Origin of the sequence: Citrifermentans bremense R1 (genome assembly GCF_000426865.1) — a bacterium.
In the GTDB taxonomy this organism is placed as follows: domain Bacteria; phylum Desulfobacterota; class Desulfuromonadia; order Geobacterales; family Geobacteraceae; genus Geomonas; species Geomonas bremensis.
Genome location: NZ_AUGE01000016.1, coordinates 13,589 through 36,270 on the forward strand (window position 1 = coordinate 13,589; position 22,682 = coordinate 36,270).

The 22,682-nt window shown below is 62.1% G+C and carries 24 protein-coding genes; 10 read left to right on the forward strand and 14 right to left on the reverse strand.

Annotated features, from left to right (window positions below; genetic code table 11):
- Positions 1–135: 135 nt before the first annotated feature.
- Positions 136–849, forward strand: coding sequence for a response regulator (locus K419_RS0111175; RefSeq protein ID WP_026841662.1), 714 nt, complete (start codon positions 136–138; stop codon positions 847–849).
- On the opposite strand, the gene K419_RS0111180 is transcribed toward K419_RS0111175, so the two are convergent.
- The 6 genes from K419_RS0111180 to ybaK form a co-directional block, all read right to left on the reverse strand.
- A complete protein-coding gene (locus K419_RS0111180; RefSeq protein ID WP_026841663.1) occupies positions 833–1,396 on the reverse strand; it encodes a hydrolase in 564 nt (187 codons plus the stop codon). The genes K419_RS0111175 and K419_RS0111180 overlap by 17 nt on opposite strands.
- Before the next feature lie 33 nt (positions 1,397–1,429).
- Positions 1,430–2,866, reverse strand: coding sequence for a sigma-54-dependent transcriptional regulator (locus tag K419_RS0111185; protein ID WP_026841664.1), 1,437 nt, complete (start codon positions 2,864–2,866; stop codon positions 1,430–1,432).
- Positions 2,867–3,053: 187 nt separating this feature from the next.
- The gene (locus K419_RS0111190; RefSeq protein WP_026841665.1) at positions 3,054–4,139 is read right to left on the reverse strand and encodes a two-component system sensor histidine kinase NtrB; all 1,086 of its coding nucleotides are present in this window, start codon (positions 4,137–4,139) and stop codon (positions 3,054–3,056) included.
- Positions 4,132–5,097, reverse strand: a complete 966-nt coding sequence (gene dusB, locus K419_RS0111195; protein WP_026841666.1) for a tRNA dihydrouridine synthase DusB — start codon at positions 5,095–5,097, stop codon at positions 4,132–4,134. The genes K419_RS0111190 and dusB overlap by 8 nt, the downstream gene beginning before the upstream one ends.
- A 109-nt stretch (positions 5,098–5,206) precedes the next feature.
- Positions 5,207–6,049 carry an SIR2 family NAD-dependent protein deacylase gene (locus K419_RS0111200; protein ID WP_026841667.1) on the reverse strand — a complete coding sequence of 281 codons (843 nt, stop codon included), beginning with the start codon at positions 6,047–6,049 and terminating at the stop codon, positions 5,207–5,209.
- Positions 6,050–6,057: 8 nt separating this feature from the next.
- Positions 6,058–6,540 (reverse strand): Cys-tRNA(Pro) deacylase, encoded by a 483-nt coding sequence (gene ybaK / locus K419_RS0111205; protein WP_026841668.1) that lies wholly within the window; start codon positions 6,538–6,540, stop codon positions 6,058–6,060.
- Positions 6,541–6,709: 169 nt separating this feature from the next.
- Between ybaK and K419_RS0111210 the strand changes: the two genes are divergently transcribed.
- The 9 genes from K419_RS0111210 (at position 6,710) to K419_RS0111250 (ending at position 14,578) form a co-directional block, all read left to right on the forward strand.
- Positions 6,710–7,081, forward strand: a complete 372-nt coding sequence (locus K419_RS0111210) for a response regulator (RefSeq protein ID WP_226377685.1) — start codon at positions 6,710–6,712, stop codon at positions 7,079–7,081.
- A 1-nt stretch (position 7,082) separates the two neighbouring features.
- Positions 7,083–7,592 (forward strand): YkgJ family cysteine cluster protein, encoded by a 510-nt coding sequence (locus K419_RS0111215; protein ID WP_026841670.1) that lies wholly within the window; start codon positions 7,083–7,085, stop codon positions 7,590–7,592.
- A gap of 200 nt (positions 7,593–7,792) precedes the next feature.
- Positions 7,793–8,050, forward strand: a complete 258-nt coding sequence (locus K419_RS0111220) for a TIGR03905 family TSCPD domain-containing protein (RefSeq protein WP_026841671.1) — start codon at positions 7,793–7,795, stop codon at positions 8,048–8,050.
- An 11-nt stretch (positions 8,051–8,061) separates the two neighbouring features.
- Positions 8,062–8,304 carry a hypothetical protein gene (locus K419_RS0111225; RefSeq protein WP_026841672.1) on the forward strand — a complete coding sequence of 81 codons (243 nt, stop codon included), beginning with the start codon at positions 8,062–8,064 and terminating at the stop codon, positions 8,302–8,304.
- Between the two features lie 123 nt (positions 8,305–8,427).
- On the forward strand, positions 8,428–9,198 hold the full coding sequence (locus K419_RS0111230; protein ID WP_026841673.1) for an enoyl-ACP reductase FabI: 771 nt from the start codon (positions 8,428–8,430) through the stop codon (positions 9,196–9,198).
- 45 nt (positions 9,199–9,243) lie between these two features.
- The gene (gene hflX / locus K419_RS0111235; RefSeq protein ID WP_026841674.1) at positions 9,244–10,917 is read left to right on the forward strand and encodes a GTPase HflX; all 1,674 of its coding nucleotides are present in this window, start codon (positions 9,244–9,246) and stop codon (positions 10,915–10,917) included.
- Between the two features lie 125 nt (positions 10,918–11,042).
- Complete coding sequence (locus K419_RS0111240) at positions 11,043–11,660, forward strand: trimeric intracellular cation channel family protein (protein WP_026841675.1); 618 nt, start codon at positions 11,043–11,045, stop codon at positions 11,658–11,660.
- Position 11,661: 1 nt separating this feature from the next.
- Positions 11,662–12,120, forward strand: a complete 459-nt coding sequence (locus K419_RS0111245) for an NUDIX domain-containing protein (RefSeq protein ID WP_026841676.1) — start codon at positions 11,662–11,664, stop codon at positions 12,118–12,120.
- Positions 12,121–12,388: 268 nt separating this feature from the next.
- Positions 12,389–14,578 (forward strand): HAMP domain-containing methyl-accepting chemotaxis protein, encoded by a 2,190-nt coding sequence (locus K419_RS0111250; protein ID WP_026841677.1) that lies wholly within the window; start codon positions 12,389–12,391, stop codon positions 14,576–14,578.
- A gap of 135 nt (positions 14,579–14,713) precedes the next feature.
- On the opposite strand, the gene rtcA is transcribed toward K419_RS0111250, so the two are convergent.
- The 8 genes from rtcA to K419_RS0111290 form a co-directional block, all read right to left on the reverse strand.
- Complete coding sequence (rtcA, locus tag K419_RS0111255; protein WP_026841678.1) at positions 14,714–15,766, reverse strand: RNA 3'-terminal phosphate cyclase; 1,053 nt, start codon at positions 15,764–15,766, stop codon at positions 14,714–14,716.
- Positions 15,767–15,782: 16 nt separating this feature from the next.
- Positions 15,783–16,955: a 6-phosphofructokinase gene (locus K419_RS0111260; RefSeq protein ID WP_026841679.1), complete on the reverse strand. Its 1,173-nt coding sequence runs from the start codon at positions 16,953–16,955 to the stop codon at positions 15,783–15,785.
- A 70-nt stretch (positions 16,956–17,025) separates the two neighbouring features.
- Complete coding sequence (locus K419_RS0111265) at positions 17,026–18,597, reverse strand: putative bifunctional diguanylate cyclase/phosphodiesterase (protein WP_026841680.1); 1,572 nt, start codon at positions 18,595–18,597, stop codon at positions 17,026–17,028.
- Positions 18,598–18,742: 145 nt separating this feature from the next.
- Complete coding sequence (locus tag K419_RS0111270; protein WP_026841681.1) at positions 18,743–19,036, reverse strand: hypothetical protein; 294 nt, start codon at positions 19,034–19,036, stop codon at positions 18,743–18,745.
- Between the two features lie 168 nt (positions 19,037–19,204).
- Positions 19,205–19,660 (reverse strand): DUF2889 domain-containing protein, encoded by a 456-nt coding sequence (locus K419_RS0111275; protein WP_026841682.1) that lies wholly within the window; start codon positions 19,658–19,660, stop codon positions 19,205–19,207.
- A 2-nt stretch (positions 19,661–19,662) separates the two neighbouring features.
- Positions 19,663–20,487: a CoA-transferase subunit beta gene (locus tag K419_RS0111280; RefSeq protein WP_026841683.1), complete on the reverse strand. Its 825-nt coding sequence runs from the start codon at positions 20,485–20,487 to the stop codon at positions 19,663–19,665.
- Between the two features lies 1 nt (position 20,488).
- The gene (locus tag K419_RS0111285) at positions 20,489–21,451 is read right to left on the reverse strand and encodes a CoA transferase subunit A (protein WP_035497175.1); all 963 of its coding nucleotides are present in this window, start codon (positions 21,449–21,451) and stop codon (positions 20,489–20,491) included.
- A gap of 56 nt (positions 21,452–21,507) precedes the next feature.
- Positions 21,508–22,665, reverse strand: coding sequence for an acyl-CoA dehydrogenase family protein (locus tag K419_RS0111290; RefSeq protein WP_026841685.1), 1,158 nt, complete (start codon positions 22,663–22,665; stop codon positions 21,508–21,510).
- Between the last annotated feature and the right edge of the window lie 17 nt (positions 22,666–22,682).

Genomic DNA, 22,682 nt, shown 5'->3' on the forward strand with positions numbered 1-22,682 from the left:
CTGTTCTCCCCTCGCCCTATGGGAGAGGGGATGGACGGAGCGGTCGGTTACACGATTGTCAACTCGCCTTCTGGAGAGGGAGTGCTGAAGGTGGGGCAAATGAAGTTATGCAATGAAGTGACAGGGGGAGCGTAAGTGGCAAGCAAGGTTCTGCTCGTTGACGACGTAAGCATGTTTATCGAACTCGAGAGGGACTACCTGCAGCTCTCCGCGGTGACCGTCTTGACCGCGCGCGACGGCGAGGAGGCACTCAGGGTCTGCAGACTGCAGCGGCCGGACCTGGTTTTCATGGACCTGCACATGCCGATCATGAACGGAGCCGACTGCTGCCGTGAGATCAAGCGCGATAACCGGCTGTCGACCGCAGTGATACTGATCACCACCGAAGGGAAAGAGGAGGACCGGCAACTCTGCCTGCAGGCCGGGTGCGACGGCTTCCTCACCAAGCCCCTGGACCGCCACGCCTTTCTCGAGGCAGCCCGCAAGCTCCTCCCCGCCATCGACCGGCGCGACCGCAGGGTGAACAGCCGCTTGAACGTAAAGTTCCGAGCCTTCGGCCTCACCCTCTCAGGGTCCGCCTCCAACCTGAGCCAAAACGGCATGTACGTGGCCGCAGACGTGGAGCTGGAGGAAGATGCGACGGTAGAGGTCATCTTCGCTCTCCCCGAGCCCTTCGGCGCCATCATCCAGACCAGGGCGCGCGTAGCCTGGCTGAACAGCTCCAAGGGCAGGAAGAAGCCGGCGCTCCCCCCGGGGTTCGGCCTGGAATTCCTGTCCATCGCCGAAGGGGAAAGGGAGCAGATCGGCCGCTTCGTGGACAGCCTGGAGCGGACTAGCGCACGAGTTTAGAAAGCTTCTTGAACTCTTCGGTGCCGGCCAGGCGCAGCAGTTGGAAGAGCACCGACTCGGTCGAGGTCATGACCACCCCTGCCGCCGTCATGGTCTTGATGGCGATCTCCCAGTTCTGCTTGCGACGGCTCATTGCCGCATCGCACACCAGATGCACCACGTAACCGCGTGACAGAAGCTCCAGCGCGGTCTGCAGCACGCATACGTGGGTCTCCATACCTACCAGGATCACCTGCCGCCTTCCGTTTTTCTCCAGCGCCTCCATGAAACCTTCGCCGCCGCAGCAACTGAAGGTCATCTTCTCAAGGCTAGGCGCCTGAAGTTTCTCCTTCAGGACCGGAAGCGTCTCTCCGAGCCCCTTCACGTACTGCTCGGTCGCCAGAGCCGGGATGCCGAGCTCCGCCGCCGCATCCAGAAGTATGGAGATGTTGCTAGTCAGCTTGGCCAGCACCTTCTCGTCCATGGCCCGGCAGAGCTTCTCCTGCACGTCGACCACCACGAGCTGCGCGTTCTCTCTTTCCAGAAAAAATCTCTCCAACAGGGTCATGGGTAACTCCTTCGTCATGGGGTTGGGGTAGGTCTATTCCTTGCGCAGCTCTATGCCGAGCTCGGTGATCTTCTTTCTCAGGGTGTTGCGGTTGATGCCGAGGATGTCGGCGGCGCGGACCTGGTTGCCCCGGGTCTTCTCCAGGACGAAGCGGATCAGCGGCCGCTCCACCTGTTCGAGCACCATGGCGTGCACGTCGCCGCTCTCCATCTTCTCCATGTTGCTGAAACAGCCGCGCAGCTTCAGGTCTACGATCCCCTCCAGGGAAAGCTCCTCCCCTTTGCCCTCGCTCTGGCGGCTGCGCAGCCCCGGGAAGTCGGAGGCGACCAAGAGCGGGTCCGGCGAGAGGATGACGCCCCTCTTGATGGTGTTTTCCAACTCGCGGATGTTGCCGGGCCAGCTGTAGTTGGTCAGAAGCTTGATGGCGTCGGCGGAGCAGCGCTTTTGCGGCACTTCGAGCTCGGCGCAGATCTTGGTGAGGAAGTACTGCACCAGAAGCGGCACGTCCTCCTTCCTGTCTCTGAGCGGCACCAGATGGATCGGTATCACGTTCAACCGGTAGTAGAGGTCCTCGCGGAACTGCTTGTTGCGCACGCTCTCTTCGAGGTCCTGGTTGGTCGCGGCGACCACCCTGACGTCGACCGGGATGCTCTGGTTCCCGCCGGTCCTGGTGATCTCGCGCTCCTGCAGCACCCTCAGGATCTTGGCCTGCAGGTCAAGCGGCATGTCCCCGATCTCGTCCAGGAAGATGGTGCCGCCGTTTGCCTGCTCGAACTTGCCGAGCTTCCTCTCGGTGGCGCCGGTGAAGGCCCCTTTCTCGAAGCCGAAGAGCTCGCTCTCCAGAAGCTCCTTCGGGATGGCCGCGCAGTTGAGCGGTATGAAGGGCTTACCTAGACGCTTTGAGTTGTAGTGGATGGCGCGGGCGATGAGTTCCTTTCCCGTCCCCGATTCGCCCTGCACCAGCACCGTCACGTCGCTGGGGGCCACCTTGCCGATGGTCTTGTAGACCTCCCTCATGGCCGGGGAGTTGCCGATGATGGTCTTCTCCAGCTGGTAGCGGTCCTTGAGCTCCTCCTTGAGGAGCGAGACCTGGCTGGTCATCTCGCGGGCCCGGCTCACCTTCTCGACCACCGCGTCGATCACCCCTAGGTCGAAGGGCTTGGTGAGGTAATCGTAGGCGCCGCGCTTCATCGCCTCGACCGCGTTTTTCATGCTCGCCTCGGCGGTCATGATCACGACGAAAAGGTCGCTGCGCTCCTCCTTCACCCGGTCGAGCAGTTCGAGCCCCGTCATCCCCGGCATCTTGATGTCCAAAAGCGCCAGGTCGTAGACGTTCTCCTTGATCAGCCTGAGAGCCTCGTTGCCGTCGCGGGCGAGTTCCACGTTGAAGCCTTTTTTCCTGAGCGCCTTGGAAAGGACCCAGCGCATGCTCTCTTCGTCGTCGGCAACCAGTATGTTGTTGATGGACATAAAATCTCCTAAAACCTGTTAAAACCCCGTTCAAGGTTCAACGTTCAACGTTCGAGTTACCACACTCCATGGTGGCGTCGTCACCTTGACTTTGACCTGCAGCGAACGGCCAAGCCAAGACGCAGAAGCCAATGGCCAATGCCCTCAACGAACGTTGAACGTAGAACGTTGAACGGCCTTTCAGTTTTTATTGCACCAGCGGCAGCATTACGGTGAAGACGGTGCCGCGCTTGGCGTCGGAATCGACCTTGATCATGCCCCGATGCTCTGAGACGATCTTCTGGCAGATGGCCAGGCCCAACCCGGTCCCCTGGGACTTGGTGGTGAAAAACGGGGTGAACATGTTCTCCAGCACCTCGGCCTCGATACCCGGGCCGTTGTCGGCGATGTCGATGGCCACCATGCGCGCCCGCCGCTCCCCCTTCTGGGTCATGGCGTAGTCCGACAGCACCCGGCTGGTGACCTTTACCACGCCGCCGGCCTCCACCGCCTCCAGCGCGTTCTTGATCAGGTTCAGGAAGAGCTGGGTTAAAAGCGCCTCGTCCCCCAGGATGGGAGGGATGCTCGGGTCGAAGTACTGCTGGAGGTAGACCTCTTTCCCCTCGCTGGCGTTTTTCTGCAATAAGACGATATCGGAAAGGACCCGGTGCAGGTTCACCTTGGAGAGCTTCAGGCGCCCAGGCGAAGCGAGCGCCAGGAGTTCCTCCACGATGACGTTGACCCGCTGTACCTCCTTCAGCATCACCCTGATGTACTCGCGCAGGTCCTCGTTGTCGGGAAATTCCAGTTCCAGTAGCTGCGCCGCCCCCTTGATCCCGCCCAGAGGGTTCTTGATCTCGTGCGCAAGCCCCGCTGCTAGCCCCCCCAGGGCCGAAAGGCGGTCCGCCTGGCGCACGGCCGACTCCAGCTCGCGTACGTTGGTCAGGTCCCGCAGGAGCAAAATGGTGCCGATGCGCTCCCCGCCTGCACTTAGAAGCGGCGAAGTGCTGGCGCCGACAGGGATCAGCTTCCCCCCCCGCTTGACCACGATGTTCTCATGGTCGGAGACCGACATCCCGGTCTCCACGGTCTTGGCGACCATCTCGTTCAGAGGACCTTCCCCTTTGAAGATCTCGCTGAAGAGAACGCCCATGGCCTGGCGGCGCGAAACGCCGGCCAGCTCCTCGGCGGCGGGATTGACCAGCGTCACGGCCCCGGCGTTATCCAGGACGATCACGCCGTCACCCACGCTGTCGATCACGTTGGCGTAGTAACTCTCCAGTTTCTCAGGCATCGAAGAATTCCTCCATCGCCCGGATCAGCTCCGGAGCGCTTTCGATCCGGTTCACCGCCGCGCGAAACTGCGCCGCCCCCGGCAGCCCCTTGGAATACCAGGAGAGGTGCTTGCGCATCTCCATGAGCGCCACCCGCCCCCCCGCGAACTCGGCGAAAAGCTCTAGGTGTCTGCGGGAGACCGCCAGCCGCTCCTGCACCGTCGGGGGAGCCGGCTCCTCACCGGCCAAAAGGGAAAGCGCCTCGCGGAAGATCCAGGGGTTTCCCATGGCGCCGCGGGCGACCATGACGGCGTCGCATCCGGTTTCGGCCAGCATCCCCGCTACGTCGGCCGCGCTGAAGAGGTCGCCGCTGCCGATCACCGGGATGCTGAGCGCGCTCTTCAGCTCGGCGATCCGTGACCAGTCGGCCTTCCCCTCGAACATCTGGGCGCGGCTTCGGGGATGCAGCGTTACCGCGTCGCACCCCTCCTCCTGGGCTATTTTTCCCACTTCCAGGAAGGTGTCGTCGCCGCAGACCCAGCCGGTGCGTATCTTGATGGTGAGCGGAAGCCTGGTCGCGCCCCTGACACTCCTGACGATGCGCCCCACCTTTTGTGGGTCCTTCATCAGCGCGCTCCCGGCGCCGGTTCCCACCACCTTGCGCACCGGACATCCCATGTTGATGTCGATCAGCTCACCGTACTCTTCCACCAGGCGGGCCGCCTCGGCCAGCATCTCCGGATCGTCGCCGAAAAGCTGCATCCCGATGGGGCGGTCCTCCGCGCTACTCTTTAAAAGATCGAAACTTTTGCGCCCTTCCCGGGTCAGGCCGTTCACGCTTACCATCTCGGTGAAGGCGAACGAGGCACCTCCCTCGCGGGAGATGATCCGCATCGGCAGATTGGTAATCCCCGCCATCGGGGCCAGAAATAGCTGATTCTTCAACACAAGTGGGCCGAGGGCCACCGTTTTTTGCATAAAGCGATCGTTCCTTATCTGCCTAAAAAATGAGCAATACTAGCAGTAAGGAATTGGTATGGCAAGGTTTTTTTATCGGCGGGGTTCAACCAAGGAAGGGGCCCTCATTTCAGGGCCTTGAGCTAAGGCGGAGCATCTCCTCTATCCCGTTAAGCCCCTCCAGGGCTCCGCAGGGAAGGGAGAGGTGAGGTTTGGAAATCTGCGGCTCGCGCGGGTTGATCCTGATGACGCGGCCATGGGCCAGGGAGCCGATCCGCTCGCTGACGGCGCGCACGGTGGGGATGGCGGTCCCGGCTCCCATCTCGACCACCACGATCCTCCCCTCCCCCTGCCGGGAGAGGAACTGCCGGAAGCGCTCCTGCTGGCGCATGGTGCGGTCGTCGATCCAGCCGTAATCGCCGAACATGAGGATGTTGGGGCGTGCGGAGGAACCGCAGCGGGGACAAAGAGGGACATGGTCGGCCCGCATGGTCTCCGTGTCGATCCGGAACTCTTCCCTGTTCTCCCAGATGGCGCTGCTGCAGGGCCTGGTGCACTGGAGGTGATGGATGGAGCCGTGGAACTCCAGCACGGCGTCTGCTGCGAAGCCTGCCTTTTGGAACTGGCCGTCGACGTTGGAGGTGGCGACGAAGCAGTCGAGCCGGTAGCGCTTGGCCCAATCGAGCAGCAGTTGAAAGCCCCGGTGCGGGACAGTTTCCCGGTACAGGTTGGTGCGGTGGCCGTAGAACCCCCAGCCGAAGCGCGGATCCCGCTCGAAATGTTCCGGGTTCGCCGCATCGACGAAGCTGATGCCGAGCCTCTGGTACAAGGGATACGCGGTCCAGAACCCCTGGTCGCCGCGGAAATCCGGCAGGCCGGAATCCACCCCCATGCCGGCTCCAGCGGTCACCACCAGCGCCTTGGCCTGCGCCACCAGTTCCGCCGCCTGTTCGAAACTCCTGGAGAGATCCATCGCTCCTCCTAGATACCTACTTGCACCAGCACCGGCTGCAGCACCCGCACCAGCTCGGTGGGGGGCATGGAAACCAGGAAACCGCGGCTGCCGCCGTTAATGTAGATGAGCGGCAGTTCCAGGATGCTCTCTTCCAGGTAGACCGGCATCTGTTTCCTGGTGCCGAAGGGTGAGGTCCCCCCCACCATGTAGCCGGAGTGGCGGTTTGCCGTATCCGGGGTGCAGGGGGCGACGGACTTGACGCCGATCACGCGCGCCAGTTCCTTGGTGGAGACCTGGAGGTCTCCGTGCATGAGGACCACGAGGGGGCTTTTCGCCTCGTCCTCCATGATCAGGGTCTTGATGACGCATCTCTCGTCTACGCCTAGCTCCCGCGCCGAGACTGCGGTCCCCCCCTTCTCCTCGTACTGGTAGGGGTGTTCGCCGTAGGATACCCCTGCCTGCCGCAGCACGCGTACCGCAGCGGTCACGGGGGATTTAAACTTGGCCATTTCCAGCTCTCCTTAAGATGAATCGAGTCTCACATGAAAAAGTAACTTGCCAGCTGCAAACATACCGGCTATAGATTAGTATCACGTCAGCCGCAGCTTAACAACCGTGTAACTAGGGAAGCTTCCAATGCAAAACGACAATGATCGGGTAGTTGCAAAGGTACTTGTCATGGATGACGACGAAATGGTCCGTTTCGTCGCGGGCGAGACCTTGAAGAGGTACGGCTTTGAGGTCGAGTTCGCTATTGACGGTTCCGAAGCTGTCGAGCTGTACCGAGAGCGGCACCAGGCGGGGCTGACCTTCGCTGCTGTGATACTGGATCTGAACATCCCCGGGGGGATGGGGGGGCAGGAGGCGATGAAGCGCCTGCTGGAAATCGACCCGGGCGCCAAGGGGTACGTCTCCAGCGGCCGCACCGACGATCCGGTCATGGTAAATTTCAAGAGCTTCGGCTTTGCCGGCACCATCGAAAAACCCTACTTTTACCTCAACAAGCAGCTGATGGAAGATTTCAGCAAAAGCCTGCGCGAGAACGGTTAGCATGGCGGGACTGGAAAATTATCACGCACTTGTGGAGCGTATCGACGATCTCTGCGCCCGGACCGTAGACCAATTCCCCGAAAATATCGCCTGCCGCGCCGGATGCGACGCCTGCTGCCGGCACCTCTCCATCTTCGCCATAGAAGCAGCCGCCGTGAGGGAGGCGCTGAAAAGCCGCTCCGCGGACGAAGTCGACCTCATCCGCGGCCTAGCCGCAAGCGCGGAGCCGGTGCGCTGCCCTTTGCTCCACGACGGGCTCTGCCTGCTCTACGAGGCGCGCCCGGTCATCTGCCGCACCCACGGACTGCCGCTGATGCTTGAGTGCGACGGCGAAAAAAGCATCGACTTCTGTCCCGAGAACTTCAAGGGACTTCCGAGCATCCCCGGCAGCGCCGTAATCGACCTCGAGCGCCTCAACACCATGCTGGCCGCCATCAACGCTCTCTACCTGCAGGAGTCTCCGGGCCCGGAGCGGCTCACCATGGCCCAGGCACTCGCCCTCGCCGATTGACTTTTTCCCAGCTTCGCGATATACCGCCCACTTCAGCAGCGCCCCCTCACCCCGACCCTCTCCCAAAGGGAAAGGGAGGATGGACGGCAGCCGAAAGAGTCCCCCCTCCACTGGCGGGAGGGGGTTAGTGGGTGGGGGTAGGTGCCACTACCAATACGGCGCGCCAGCACATTCACAATCAAAAGGAGATCGAACCACAGATGAAAATTAGCTACCAGACTTCCGGGAGCTGCGCCTCCCGCATCGAGATAGAAGTCGACAACGGCGTCATCGTAGAAACCACTTTCGTGGACGGCTGTGCCGGCAACACTCAGGCGGTATCCGCGCTGGTGCGCGGCATGGAGGTAAGCGAGGCAATCAGAAGGCTCAAGGGAATCGCCTGCCAGGGAGACACCTCCTGTCCGGACCAGTTGGCCCAAGCGCTGGAAAAGGCGCAGTCCGGCGCTATCCCATCATAGACGGGGGAGTTATGGAAATCTTCGGCGGCTTCATGATGATGATGTCCATCCTGGGATTTTTCCTGGTGGTGATCTGGTTCCTGGTCCCCTTCCTGATCCTCAGCATCAAGGGAAAGGTGGACCGTACCCTGGTCGTTCTGGAGGAGATGGAGAAGAGGGTCGCTGCCATCGAGCGGGCCCTGGAAATCCCCCGGGGCGCCGCACCGGCAGACCCGCAAAACCACCCGCAACAACCAGTCGCCCCCGAACCTTAAGGGGGCGCAATACCCGCCATAGTCCTTGCCAACTCATTTTTTATTCATTATTATGTGCCGCTGTGTGTCGTCTCACCGAGTAACGCATCCTAATGCGACGACACAGGCAGGGAGATAAGACGCATGGGTTTACTTGAAGGTAAAAAGGCACTGATTTTCGGTGTCGCCAACGACAAAAGCATCGCCTGGGCCGTAGCCGAGGCATTCAGGCGCGAGGGCGCCGAGATCGCCCTGGCCTACGCCGGCGAGAGCGTGGCCAAAAGGGTAGTCCCCCTGGGCGAGAGCATCGGGGCGAGCATGATCCTTCCCTGCGACGTGAGAAGCGACGAGGACATCGCCAGGCTCTTCTCCGACGTCGCGAAACAGTGGGGGGGGCTGGACCTCCTGGTGCACTCGGTAGCGTTCGCCAACAAGGACGAGCTCAAAGGATCGTTTTTGAACACCACGCGGGAAGGGTTCGCCACAGCGCTCGACATCAGCGCCTATTCCCTCATCGCGCTGGCCAAGGAGGCCGCGCCGCTCATGCAGGGGCGCGAGGGAAGCATCATCGCCATGACCTACTACGGCGCGCAGAAGGTATTCCCCAACTACAACGTGATGGGGGTCGCCAAGGCCGCGCTTGAGGCAAGCGTGCGCTACCTCGCCGAGGCCATGGGCCCCGAAGGGACCCGCGTCAACGCCATCTCCGCAGGCCCCCTGCGCACCCTCGCCTCGGCAGGCATCGGCGGCTTCGGCCAGATTGCAGGCCACGTCGCCGGCAAGGCGCCGCTTAGGCGCAACATCACCCAGGAGGACGTCGCCAATTCGGCGCTCTATCTCGCCAGCCCGCTCGCCGGCGGGGTGACCGGGGAGATCCACTTCGTCGACAGCGGCTACAACATCATCGGCCTGTAAAACGGGAGGTGCTCCATCAAAGGACTGCACGGTAATCTGACAGGGTTGAAGCCTAGCCAGGTAAAACGGCTCGAAAGGCTGTACCGCCGCCGACTGAAACCCGGCGAAGTGGTCTCGCTGGAACTGGCCCGGGAAATGGCCGACATCTCCCTGGAGATCAGGCGCCAGCTGGGCGTACTGGTAAGCCGCATCGGCGAGATCGCCTACGTCGTCGTAGGCGACGAGCGCGCCCTGATGATCCCGGCCCTGGAGGATTACCCCCTGGGGCGCAGACTTTTGCGCGGCATCCGCCTGGTGCACACCCACCTTAAGGGGGAGCCGCTCTCCGACGACGACTTGACCGACCTCTCGCTTTTGCGCCTCGACATGATAGCTGCCCTGCAGCTCACCCAAAACCCTGACCGCTTCTCGATCCAGACGGCGGCGCTCGTCCCACCGGAGGGGCACCACCTCCCCTACCAGGTGGAGCCCTCCGTCCCCTTCGCCAAGTTCGACCTCGACTTCCGCTCCTTCGTCGAGACCCTGGAGCAGACCCTTGAGCGCGGCCTCAAGGAGGGGACCCTGGTCGCAACCGGCCAGGAGCGCGGCATCCTCATCTCGGTGACCCAACGCCCGATGGAAGAGGCGGTCGACTCCATGGAAGAACTGAAGGAGCTGGCGAGAACCGCCGGGGTCGGCGTATTGGACACCGTGATCCAGCGCCCGAAGGAATTCAACCCCCGGTACCTTTTGGGCGAAGGGAAGATCCGCGAGGTGCTGATCAAGGCGCTGCAGTTCGGCGCTACCATGCTGGTCTTCGACCAGGAGCTCTCCCCCGCCCAGGTGCGCTCCATCTCGGAGCTGACCGAACTGAAGGTCATCGACCGCAGCCAGCTGATCCTTGACATCTTCGCCCGGCGCGCCACCTCGCAGGACGGCAAGGTGCAGGTGGAGCTCGCCCAGTTGAAGTACCTCCTCCCCAGGCTGATCGGCCGCGGCGTGCAGATGTCGCGGCTCATGGGGGGGATCGGCGGGCGCGGGCCCGGCGAGACCAAGCTCGAGGTCGACCGCAGGCGCATCAGGGACCGCATCGCCCACCTGGAACGGGAGCTGAAAGAGCTTTCCAACGGCCGCTACCAGCGCCGCCAGAAAAGGGTGAAGGCGGGAATCCCCATCATCTCCATCGTCGGCTACACCAACGCCGGCAAATCAACGCTCCTGAACACGCTCACCCGCAGCGAGGTTTTCACCGAGGACCTCCTCTTCGCCACTCTCGACACCTCGTCGCGCCGGCTGCGCTTTCCCATGGACCGCGAGGTGATCATAACCGACACCGTGGGCTTCATCCGCAGCCTCCCCAAGTCGCTTCTGGGTGCCTTCAAGGCGACGCTGGAGGAGCTGAAAGACGCGGATCTCCTGATCCACCTGGTCGACTGCAGCAACCCGCGCTTTGAGGAGCAGATCATCCAGGTGGACGCCATCCTGGGCGAACTGGAGCTCTCCCAAAAACCCAAGCTTCTGGTCTTCAACAAGGCGGACCTCCTTCCCGAGCTGAAGAAGGGGGACCCGCTCGCGTTCATGAAAGTACGCCAGCTAACCCGCAGGTACGGGGCCGTCACCATCAGCGCCGCCGACCGCAAAACCCTGGAGCCGCTCCTGAAGGAGCTGCAGCACCGTTTCTGGCACGACGTCGAGGACTACCGCGCGCCCGGACAAAACCACGACGAGTTCGAGGAGTAGCTAGCTTAGAAAAAGGCGCCGCATCCCTTCCTGCTTCCCTGGCGCGATCCCCCTGCTCTTGCAGCAGTGGACCTTCAACGGCATCCCTCCCGAGACCGATCCCCAAGGACAGGAACCTAAACGAAATGAACAACCAAGCCATCATCTACGCGTTCGACCTGCTCGGTACGGTCGCATTTGCCGCCTCGGGAGCGCTGGCGGGAGTCCGCCGCGGCATGGACCTCCTCGGCGTCATCGTCCTGGGGATAGTTACCGCGACCGGCGGAGGCGTCATGCGCGACGTCCTCCTGAACGACACCCCCCCCTTTTGCTTTAAGAACGAGCTGTACCTCTACCTCGCCGTGGCGGCATCCGTAGTGGTCTTTCTCACTCCCAGGAGCTTCGAGAGGATGAACCGCGCCATGCTGCTCTTGGACGCCCTGGGCCTTGGGACCTTTCTGGTCATCGGCACCTCCAAAGCGCTCCAGTTCAACCTGGGGCTCATGGGTGCGATCATCATGGGGGTGATGACCGCCACCTGCGGCGGATTGGTGCGCGACCTTTTGAGCAACCAGATCCCGCTCATCCTGCAGCGCGAGATCTACGCCTCGGCCTGCGTTGTCGGCGGCGCCCTCTTCTACTTCCTGCATTTCACTGAGGTCCCCAACACTGTGAACCTCACCGTCTCCGCCGTCACCGTAATCGCCATTAGGTGCGCCGCCCTGGTCAAAGGATGGCAGCTGCCGCGCGGCCAGGCCCATTGACATGAAGAAAAGCGCCGGGCTCCTCATGTACCGCTTCAAGGAAGAGAGGCTGGAACTTTTCCTGGTGCACCCCGGGGGGCCTTTGTGGGCCGGGAAAGACGAGGGAGCCTGGTCCATCCCCAAGGGGGAGTACCTCCCCGGAGAGGAGCCGCTCGTCGTGGCCCGGCGCGAGTTCCTGGAGGAGACCGGACTTGTTGCTGAGGGGGAGTTCCTGGAGCTCTCCGAGATCCGGCAGCCCGGCGGCAAAAGGGTAAAGGCCTGGGCCTTTGCGGGGGACTGCGACCCGTCCGCCATCACCAGCAACACCTTCCCCCTCGAATGGCCGCCTCGCTCAGGCCGATTCTCCGAGTTCCCGGAGGTGGACCGGGCGGGCTGGTTCGAGCTCGGGGCCGCCAAGGCGAAGATACTCAAAGGGCAGCTGCCGCTGATAGAGGAACTCTGCCTGCTCATCCATTCCTAGGACCAGACCCGCCGCACGCTGTCATAGCAGCCCTGCCTTTTCCTGCCGAACTGTCACAAATCCCGCTTTTGTTGCCACTATCTGCCGTGTGCTCCCTCTCTGACATAAGATCGATAGGAAAATCCGAAAAAATAATTTCAAGTTTTCCCATAGCGGTTCGATAAAGAATAAAAACGCCATCTGTACCTATAACAGGGCGTCGAGCCTCTGTGGACTCTTCGACGGTCCGAGCGCCACTTAGCACCATAAAATGCATCGGGGGATTGTGATGAAAGTTCAGGACATGAAGATCGGGCAACGTCTGGGCGCAGGTTTCGGGGTCATTCTGCTGTTTCTGCTGGCGATCAGCGCCATCGGCGTCATCGGGATGATGAAAATGGACAACGGACTGGGCACCATCGTCGAGAAGGATTACAGCAAGATCCAGAAGGCAAACGAGGCCTCGAAGCAGATCAATGCCGCCATGTCGGCCATTCAGAACCTGATCCTCCAATCCACCAGGGAGGCCAGGCAGGAGGAAGGGAAGAAGATCGATGCATCTCGCCTGAAGTACAAGACGGCCATGGACAAACTGGAGAAACTGGAAACCTCGGACAAGGGGAAAGAGCTCATCGCCGCCGCCAAGCAGTCGATCGAGAATGCACGCAAGACGAATAACCAAGTAATCGAGCTGGCCATGGCCAACAACACGGCCCGCGCAGCGGAGATTTTCGAGAAGGACGCGGCTCCACTTTGCGCCGCTATCTTCACAGCCTTCGATGAACTGGTGAAATACCAGGAAGCTGGAATCGAGGAGCAGTATAAGGACGCGGTGGCCGTCTCCGACAGATCGATGACCATGATGCTGGTGATGGCCGTGGTTGCCCTGATCATCGGCGCAGTCACCGCGCTCTTCACCACCCGCGGCATAACCAGGCCGATCGATGCGCTGGCCGGCTGCGCCGACAAGCTCGCACTGGGCGACGTCGACGTTCAGATCGCGACCGATGGGCAGGACGAGATCGCGATGCTGGGGAGATCGTTCAAGAATATGGCCGACAACATCAAGGAGGCGTCCCTGGCTGCGGAAAAGGTGGCGCAGGGAGACCTTTCGGTCCAGATCACTCCCAAGTCCGACCGCGACCTGATGGGCAAAAACCTCACCGCGATGATCGCCACCATCGGGAAGATGACGGAAGAGATGAACCTTTTGATCAAGGGGATTCAGGAAGGGAAGCTGGGGGTACGGAGCAATGCCGCCGCCTACCAAGGGGCCTGGGGCGACCTCTTAACCGGGCTGAACCGGCTGATAGACGCGTTCGTTCGACCGATCAACGTGACGGCCGAGTACGTGGACCGCATCTCCAAGGGGGACATCCCCGAGAAGATCGCCGACGTCTACCAGGGTGACTTCAACGACATCAAAAACAACATCAACCTCCTGATCGAGGCCAACAACAGCGCCACTCATCTCGCCAAAGAGATCGCCGAGGGGAATCTCATGCTGGAGGTCAAGCAACGCTCGGCGAACGACGGGCTGATGCAGGCCCTCTCCACCATGGTGCAGAACCTGACCAAGGTCGTGGCCGACGTCAAGGCGGCAGCGGACAACGTTACCGGCGGCAGCCAGGAGTTAAGCTCCACGTCGGAGCAGATGTCGCAAGGGGCGAGCGAGCAGGCTGCCGCGGCCGAAGAAGCCAGCTCCTCGATGGAGCAGATGACGGCGAACATCCGGCAGAACGCCGACAATTCCGTCCAGACCGAGAAGATTGCGACCAAATCGGCCCAGGACGCCGGCGAAAGCGGCGGCGCCGTCGCCAAGACCGTCAACGCCATGAAGGAGATCGCCTCGAAGATCTCCATCATAGAGGAGATCGCGCGACAGACGAACCTTTTGGCCTTGAACGCCGCGATCGAAGCGGCGCGGGCCGGAGAACACGGCAAGGGATTCGCCGTGGTCGCCTCCGAGGTGCGCAAGCTCGCGGAGAGGAGCCAGAAGGCGGCGGGAGAGATCGGCGACCTGTCGCTCACCTCGGTGGATGTGGCGGAGCATGCGGGGAATCTGCTGATGAAGCTGGTCCCGGACATCCAGAAGACCGCCGAGCTGGTGCAGGAGATTTCGGCGGCCTGCAAGGAGCAGGACACCGGCGCGGAGCAGATCAACAGGGCGATCCAGCAGCTGGACCAGGTGATCCAGCAAAACGCCTCCGCCTCGGAGGAGATGGCGTCGACCGCGGAGGAGCTCGCCTCGCAGGCAGAGCAGTTGCAGGGGACGGTCGCGTTCTTCAAGATCAACGTGAACACCGCGGAGCTGAGGCTGCAGGGGAAGAAGGCGGCCCACAAGCAGCAGGCTGCGGCAAGGAAGACGACCAAGGCGGGGGCGGCTCCCGCTCACTATGCTGCCGCCGCTGCCGGCGCGGGGCTCCACATCAACATGTGCGACCCGGAGCTGATGGAGGTCGGGTTCGAGCGGTACTAGCCTCATCCCGCCCAAGCGGCAGAGCCCGCTCTCCCCTTTACTAAACGGGAAGTTCGGCAGCAACCGAAACGACGAAGGCGGCCCCCACACGGGCCGCCTTCTTTACTTCCATCCAGCGCTTTTCCTCATGCCTCCCTATCGGGCGCGGTTTCCTGCCGGCACGATCCTCACCTCTCCCGGCGCGCCCTCCGCGCCTCCAAGTTCCGTTTTCAGCTCCAGGAAATACCCCGCCACCAGGAGGTTGGTTTCGAGATGCGAGGTGATGCGCGAGGTCGCGAACCGCGACCCCTCCTGTGCACGGGCAAGGTAGAGCACCAGTTGGTCGGCAAGATGTGGGTCCACCGGCATCCGGGTCGCATGATGCTCCAGGAGCTCGCGCACCGCCTCCTCCCCCACCAGCTCCGCCGGTTTGCCGCGGGCGCCCAAGGAGGTGAACCCCGCCTCGGCGCGCTCGTAGTGGGCCTTGATGAAAATGAAGGTCCCCTGCCCGTAGACCCGCACCTCCCGCGCTTCCAGGTCGATGAGGACCTCCTCTCCCAGTTCATGCCGCAAAAGGTGGAGCGCCGAGCTGCGCTCCCTTTGCGCTATGGAGAGGGGGAGGTTACCGACTGCAGAAAAGCCGGTGATCCGCAAAAGGCGCCCGCGCTCGGTGAGGGTGAGGGAGGACAGGGTTCCCTGCGGCTGAAGGCGGCAGCGGATCCTCCCTCCCCCCTTCGGGTAGAAGCCGTACGCCTCCAGGTCGAGGTTGCCTCTGACTCCCAGGCGGGAGACGGCAGGCCAGAAGATTTCGGATAGGTAGTTCCAGCAGGGACTGAACGGGACGTGGGTGCCGCCGGTTACGGTGACGCTACTTTTCCTGTCTGCGGACAAGAGCGCTGGGATGACGGTCTGCAGCACCAGGGAAGCAGAGCCCGCGGTGCCGATGTCGAAACTGTAGTCGCCCCCACGGACTGCCCGGGGGAAGAAGCTGATCTCCGCAGAGCCGACCCTGTCGCCGGCGATCTCCGCGGAAGAGATGCGGGCCGCGGCCTGCACCGCCATCAGGTGCTGGCGCATCAAGCCGGGCTTGGACCTGTTCTTGCGGATGTTGTGGATCCTGAAGCCTTGGCCGGTGAGGCAGGAGAGGCTGAGCGCGCTGCGCAGCACTTGCCCTCCCCCCTCACCGACGCTGCCGTCGATCTCAATCATGGTGTCTGCCGTGGATTTAATACAGGAACATCGGTTTGCCTAATACGTGGCGCACCTTGGGGCGGTACTCCTCGAGGTCGTAGAGCTCGGCCACGTCCACCCGCTTCTCGCCTTGCATGATGGTGCTGATCGGGATGTGCCGGTAGGTCCCTCCCTGCAGGGATACCATCCTTCCCGACATCCCTTCGCTGATCAGGTCCATGGTCATATTGGCGTAGTTGTAGGCGACCATCAAGTCGAGGGAGTCAGGGGCGCCGCTGCGCATGAGGTAAGAGAGCTGCTGGTAGATGATGTGTGAGCCGGTGAGCCCCTTCACCGCCTCGCTCACCACGACACCGATGCCCCCCAGCTTCTTGTGGCCGTAGGCGTCCTCCTGGCCGTACTCGACAGTCTGCCCCCCGATCATAGAGGCCCCTTCGGATACAGTCACCATGGCGTAGTTGCTGCGGTTGGATCTCTTGTCTTCCTGGAGCAGAAGGGCGAGCCTTTCGACGTCGAAGGGAACCTCGGAGATGAGGGCGCGATCGACGCCGGCAAGGTACGCTGAGATGAGCGAGGTCTCGCCCGAGTTGCGCCCGAAGAGCTCGACCACGGCAATCCTCTCATGGGAGCCGGCGCTGGTCCTCAGGCTGTGGATGAAGTTGACGCTGCGGGTCACGGCCGTGGAGAAGCCGATGCAGTAGTCGGTGCCGAAAACGTCGTTGTCCATGGTCTTGGGAATGGCGACCACCGGGACCCCTTCACGGAAGAGGCGTTCGGCGTAGCTTAAGGTATCGTCCCCGCCGATGGCGATCAAGGAATCGACCCCCAGGTGCTCCAGATTGGCGAGAACGTGCTGGGTGAAATCGTGATGCCCGGTGTTACGCGGATCAAAGTCCGCGCCGCGCAGGAACTCAGGCACGTCGGCGGTCGCCACTTTGCCCGGGTTGGTGCGGCTTGTGTGCAGGAAGGTGCCGCCGGAGCGGTCTACGGTGCGGACCGAGTGTCGGTCCAAAGGCATCAGGGTGCTCTCGCCGGAGTGCGGGTCGTCGCGGTTGTAGGCCAGGAGCCCGCCCCAGCCGCGCCGGATGCCGAGCACCCGGTAGCCGTTCTCCGCGGCGCGGGTCACCAAGGTTTTCAGGGCAGGGTTCAGCCCAGGCACGTCGCCCCCGCCAGTCAACACCCCCACCGTCTTTTGCCTGTCACCCATGAGCAGACTCCTTTCTAATGATTAATGGAATTAGAGGACGCTCACTATTATATAGGTGGAGTTGGGCATTTCAAGCTTTCTTGTCGTCGGCGAGATGCCTGATGAAATCGGCCATTTCAGAGGCGGCCAGGGGGCGGGAGAAATAGAAGCCCTGCATATAGCGGCAGTCGATGGAGGCGAGGAATTCCTTTTGCGCCTCGGATTCCACCCCTTCTGCGATGGCCTCCATGTCGAGGCATTTGGACATGAACATGATGGTGGTGGCAATGGCGGCGTCGTCCGAGGAGGTGACGACGTCGCTGACGAAGGACTTGTCTATCTTGAGCGCCTGGAAGTGGTAGTGCTTGAGAGAAGAGAGGGACGAGTAGCCGGTGCCGAAGTCGTCGATCTGGATGTTGGTCCCCATCCGCTGCAGGCGCTCCAGCACCCCGAGCGCCTCCGTCTCGTAGATCATCAGCGACTGCTCCGTGATCTCGAGCGTGAGCCGGTCCGGGGGGAGGTTGCTGTCGTTCAGCGCTTTCTCGATCACCTCTTCCAGGTCCTGATGCGAGAAAACGGAAGGGGAGAGGTTGACGGCTACGTTCAGGTCCAGCCCCTCGTTACGGTACCAGCGCGCCGCCTGGGAACAGGCACTCTTCAGCACCCACTCGGTCAGCGGCCAGATGAGACCGGCTTTCTCGGCGACGGGGACGAAGCTCGCCGGCCCGAGCACTCCCAGGTGCGGGTGCTTCCAGCGCACCAGTGCCTCCACTCCGATGACGCGCATGTTGGAGGTATCCAGCTTGGGCTGGTAAACCAGGAACAACTCGTCGTAGTTGATGGCACGCAAGAGCCCCTGTTCCAGCTGCAGGGTATGGTCGCGCTCTTCCCGCCATTCGCCGCCGTAGAAGCAGAAGGTGGCGCGCCCCTGCTGCTTCGCCTGGTTCAGGGCGAAATCGGCCATCTTGAAGAGCTGCATGGGATCGTCGGCATCGGAAGGAAACATGGCGATGCCAATACTGACACTGGTCTTCAGCGTCTCGCCATCCACCTGCACCGGCGCCGACAACGACTCCAGCACACGCCTGGCGACAACCCCCGGCCCGTCCGGCATATCGGGGTGGCGCAGCAGCATGGCGAACTCGTCCCCCCCCACCCGGGCCACCAGGTCCTCTCCGCGTTTGGCGCAGTCGGTGAGCCGTCGCGCTGTCTCGATGAGGACCGCGTCTCCCACGAAGTGCCCACGCCTGTCGTTGACGAATTTGAACCGGTCCAGGTCGAGAAAGAGCAGGGCGACCGATTCCCTGCGGCGTTTGGCATATTCGATGGACTGCGCCAGGAAATCGTCGAAAGCCTGCCGGTTGTAGAGCCCGGTGAGCCCGTCGCGTATGGTCTGTTCGCGGATGCTCAGTTCGATGGCCCGATGCCTTGCTTCGCTCTTTTCTGTGAGCAGATAGACTATGACGGTCATGGTGGCGACCCCGAAAAGCTCGAGGATGCTAAGGGCGAGGTAGGTGAGTTCGCGGTCTACAAATATGCTACGGAAGAGAAGGTGGGCGAGAAGAAGCCAGGAGAGGCTGCTGAAGGCGAAGATGGAGCTGATGGCGGCGGGGGAGAGCCCCCCTATCCAGCTGAAAAGTCTGCGTATTCCGACGCGACCCATAGCTTTCTCCTCGCTCCAGGGGAAAAAAACACCGTCCTAGTATAGCGCAGGGATGGGAAAAGACGTTGCGGCGCAGAAGTTGGAACAAAGCAGAGCAGGAAGGCAGGTGAGCCGCCGTCACGTTGCGGAACGGCTTGAGGAGGGGTCAGGTGGTGAGGTAATAGGTGATTTCGTTGTGCCCCACCAGGAGATCCAAGCCGATGAGCGCCGGTCCCGGGCAGGGAACCGCGCCGATCTCGGAAAGCAGGTCCGATGCGAAGCTGGCGCAATCAGGGGTGAAAAAGAGGTCGGCGCCTCCGCCCTCGTTTCCCTTTTGGAAAAGGGCCATGGCGCGGGGGCCGCCCGCGGCGCGAAATGCGGAGGTGAAGGCATCCTTTATCGGGCTAATTTCCCCGGCGGCAACTTCCTCCGGAGTCAGGGTCAAACGGTACCAGTCCATATTCATTTCCTGTTAGAACTCCCCTTTGGGTACATCTCTGGTTCCCAAGCTCCAGCTTGGGAACCCAAGGCGGCCAAAGCTCCAGCTTTGCATCAGGCGGAAGCTGGAGCTTGTACAAGGGGGTTAGGGGGTGGGGGAAGGTGCCACCTGTGCGCTGCGGAAAATTGGTCAGCTTTTGTCGCGGGGGGAACGGTAACCGGCGCAGGTGCCGATCAACTTGTCGTGGATGGCGTCCATCATCTCCTGCTCGGTGGCTATTCCCGCAGCGGCGTTCAGGTTGAGGGCAAGCGGGAGCAGTCCGAGCAAGAGGTTGCGCATGTTGCCGCACCCTCCTCCTCCCCCCAGCACCTCGGCGAGCTTGCGCTGCAGCCCCTTGCCGATGGTGAAGCCCACTAGCCCTTGCATGCGGGCCGATACGTTGCCGCAATCGGGGGTGGGGGAGCGGTGGAAATCGGCTTTCGCCGAAACTATCTTCAACGTGGCCACGTCGACAACGACCTCGGCCACCACGTCATGGAACTTGTCCTTCAAAAGCGCCGTCAGCTTCGCGGTGCCGTCATCCTGCTTCAACAGACGATAGGAGATGTCCCTCTGGAAATCCTCCATCGGGTTCAATTCAGCCATTGCTACCCTTTGTGCTTCACCTTGGGAATGAAAATCTGCTCCGGGTCGAGCACACTGTGGATGAAGTGCAGCTCCTCCCTGGTCGGAGGCAGAGTTTCGCCGCTAACCCGCGAGATGTCAAGATCAAATTGACACATCTCGCGGATTTGCTCGGGGGAGTTCCCCCGGTGGCAGGTGTCGAGGTAGATGCGCCCGGTCTCGTCGTCGAAGCGGAATACGCCGGCCGTGCTGATGACGGCGGAGGGGCCTCCGCGGTAGGCCGAGCCGTAGAGTTCCTTGCGGTGGACGAAGCTTCCTTCTGGCCATTTCTTCACCCGCCACCCAGGGCTGGTGATGTAGCTCACCTGATCGGTGAAGCGGCGCTTCTCGTGCACCATGATGAAGACGGTGCGTCGGGCGAAGGAGTTGATGTCGGGGTTGCCGCCGGAACCGGTGAGGCGGAGTTCGGGGTCGAGGTAGTTCCCGATGCAGGTGGTGTTGACGTTGCCGTACTCATCCACCTCCGCCCCGCCGAGGAAACCTAAGTCGACGTACCCTCTTTGGGCCACGCTGAAGGCATCGTTCAGTCCCGAGGAGCGGGAGGCTCCCATCTCGCAGCGCGCGTCGCCTACCGAGGTGGGGATCTGCGGAGGGCGCCCGTCCAGCGTCCCCGCCTCGAAGATCAACTTCAGGTTGGGGGCGTGGGTTTTCTGGGCCAGCATGATCGCCACCATGGGAAGGCCGGTACCGGCGAAGACGATTTCGTTGTCCTTTACCTCGCGCGAGGCAGCGCAGCAGAGAAGGTCGGGGAGGCCGTATTCTTCGGGAGTTGCGTAATTACTTTCCATGTCATTGCCCCCTTTTTACGCCGGTGCTGTAGTTGAGCGCGGTATTGGCCTTGAGGTTCAGCATGCGCGGCCAGCCCAGTTTCTCCAGGTAGCTATGGTGGTCCTGACCGTGGATCCACTCCTTGGCAAAGTCATCGAACCCTTCCTGGGTCCTGGTCCTGCCGTAGAAGTCCTTGAGGAAGGCTCCGTCCACGTCGTAGCGCCCGAACATCCCCGTGGGGTGTGCGCCGAAGGGGCATTCGAGGATGTAATCGACCTCGAAGCTCGCTATGGTGTTGCGGTCGCTCTCCCGGCGCAGGTACTCCTCGGGGACAATCTCCTCCGCCATGACAATGGTGATGTCGGCGGCCCGGGCCACTTCCGGATCGGAGTAGAACTGGCCGTTCACCCGCACCGTCCCCTCCTCCCCCACCTGTTGTACGCACATGACCGCCACGTCGACCTTCGCCGCGGGGACCAGCACCTGCTCTCCGGCGCCGTAGAAGGGGTCCTCGGTGAAGATGTACTTGTGTTTGGGAATCCTTTTGCCGTCCCTGAGGCCCGCGCGTCCCAGCATGTCGTACTCGGGGTTGTGCAGGTCGGTCCCGAGCGAGGTCTGGGTCGCCGCGTAGGGGGCGCCGGAGGCCGCGGCGGCGAAGCGGAACAGCATCTCCGCGTGGCTGTAGTCCTCGACGATGATCTCCTTGTTGCCGACCTTCCTGGAGAGGTTGGCGCCGTACTTGCCGTAAAGCTCGTGGCCTACCCAGCAAGACTCCCAGATGTCGACGCAGCCGGCACCGACGAGGAACTCGGTCTGCGGGCCGCCGTTGACCTCGATCAGGTGCAGCCCCTTGCGCCCCTGGCGGATCAATTCGAACACCAGCGCGAAGGGGCGGCGCCAGATGGTGAAGCCGGAAAAGGTGAGGCTGGAGCCGTCCTTGATGATCTCCGCAGCCTGCTGTAAGGTGATGCGCTTGCCAGTCATAGACACCCTCCTGTTTTCTCGGACTGCAATGCCGACCTGTCGGACCTGCCGGCGCTTCAATTGAAGTTGCGCAATATCTCCCTGGCGATGATCACCCGCTGGATCTCGTTGGTACCCTCGTAAATAGCGGTGATGCGGGCGTCGCGGGCATAGCGTTCGACCGGGAAGTCGCGGGTGTAGCCGTACCCCCCCAGCATCTGGACCGCGCTGTAGCAGGCCCGGTTCGCCGCCTCGGTGGCGTACATCTTGGCCATGGAGGCTTCCTTGGCAAAGGACTTGCCGGCATCCTTGCGGTAGGCGGCCTGCATCAGCAGCAAGCGCGCGGCCTCAAGCTCTGTGTACGCCTCGGCAACCATCCACTGGATCGCCTGAAAATTGGTGATCTTCTGGCCGAATTGCACCCTTTCGCTGGCGTACTTGGTGGCGAAGTCCATCGCCGCAAGTCCCACTCCCAGCCCCAGGGAACCGATGCCGATCCTCCCGCCGGCCAACTCGCCGACCGCAATGCGGAAACCGTCGTTCAATTTCCCCATCAGGGCGTCCTTGGGAATCCTGCAGTTGTCAAAGATCACCTCGCAGGTGGCGGAGGCGTGCTGCCCGGTCTTCTCTTCCTGCTTCCCTATCACGAGCCCCGGCGCGCCCTGCTCCACCAGGAAACAGCTGATTCCTTTCCCTTTGGGAGCGTCCTTATCGGTGACGGCCCAGACCACGAAGACACCGGCGTACGGGGCGCTGGTGATGAAGATCTTGGAGCCGTTCAGCACCCACTGGTCTCCCTCCGCTACCGCGGAGGTAGTCATGCCGGCGGGATCGGAACCAGCACCGGTCTCGGTCAGGGCGAAGGCACCGGCTGGGTACTCGCCCGAACAGATGCGGGGGATGTACTTCTTTTTTTGCTCGGCCGAGCCGATCGCCTGGATCACCTCGCAGACCATGTTGTTGACGGACACGGTGACCGCCGTGGAGGCGCAGGCCCGGGCGATCTCGGTCATGGCGACGCTGAAGGCGACGACTCCCGCTTCCGATCCGCCGTACTCGGCGGAGACGTTCAGCCCCATGAAGCCTAATTCCGCCAGCTTCTTCAAGTTGGCGAGGAAAGCGGGGCGGTCGTCCTCCCGGTCAAGCCTCGCCGCCAGCGGCTCCAACTGCGCCTTGGCGAATTCGCGCGCAGTCTCCTGAATCAGCTTCTGCTCTTCGTTTAGTTCCAGAAACATTGATTCCTCCCCTCAGG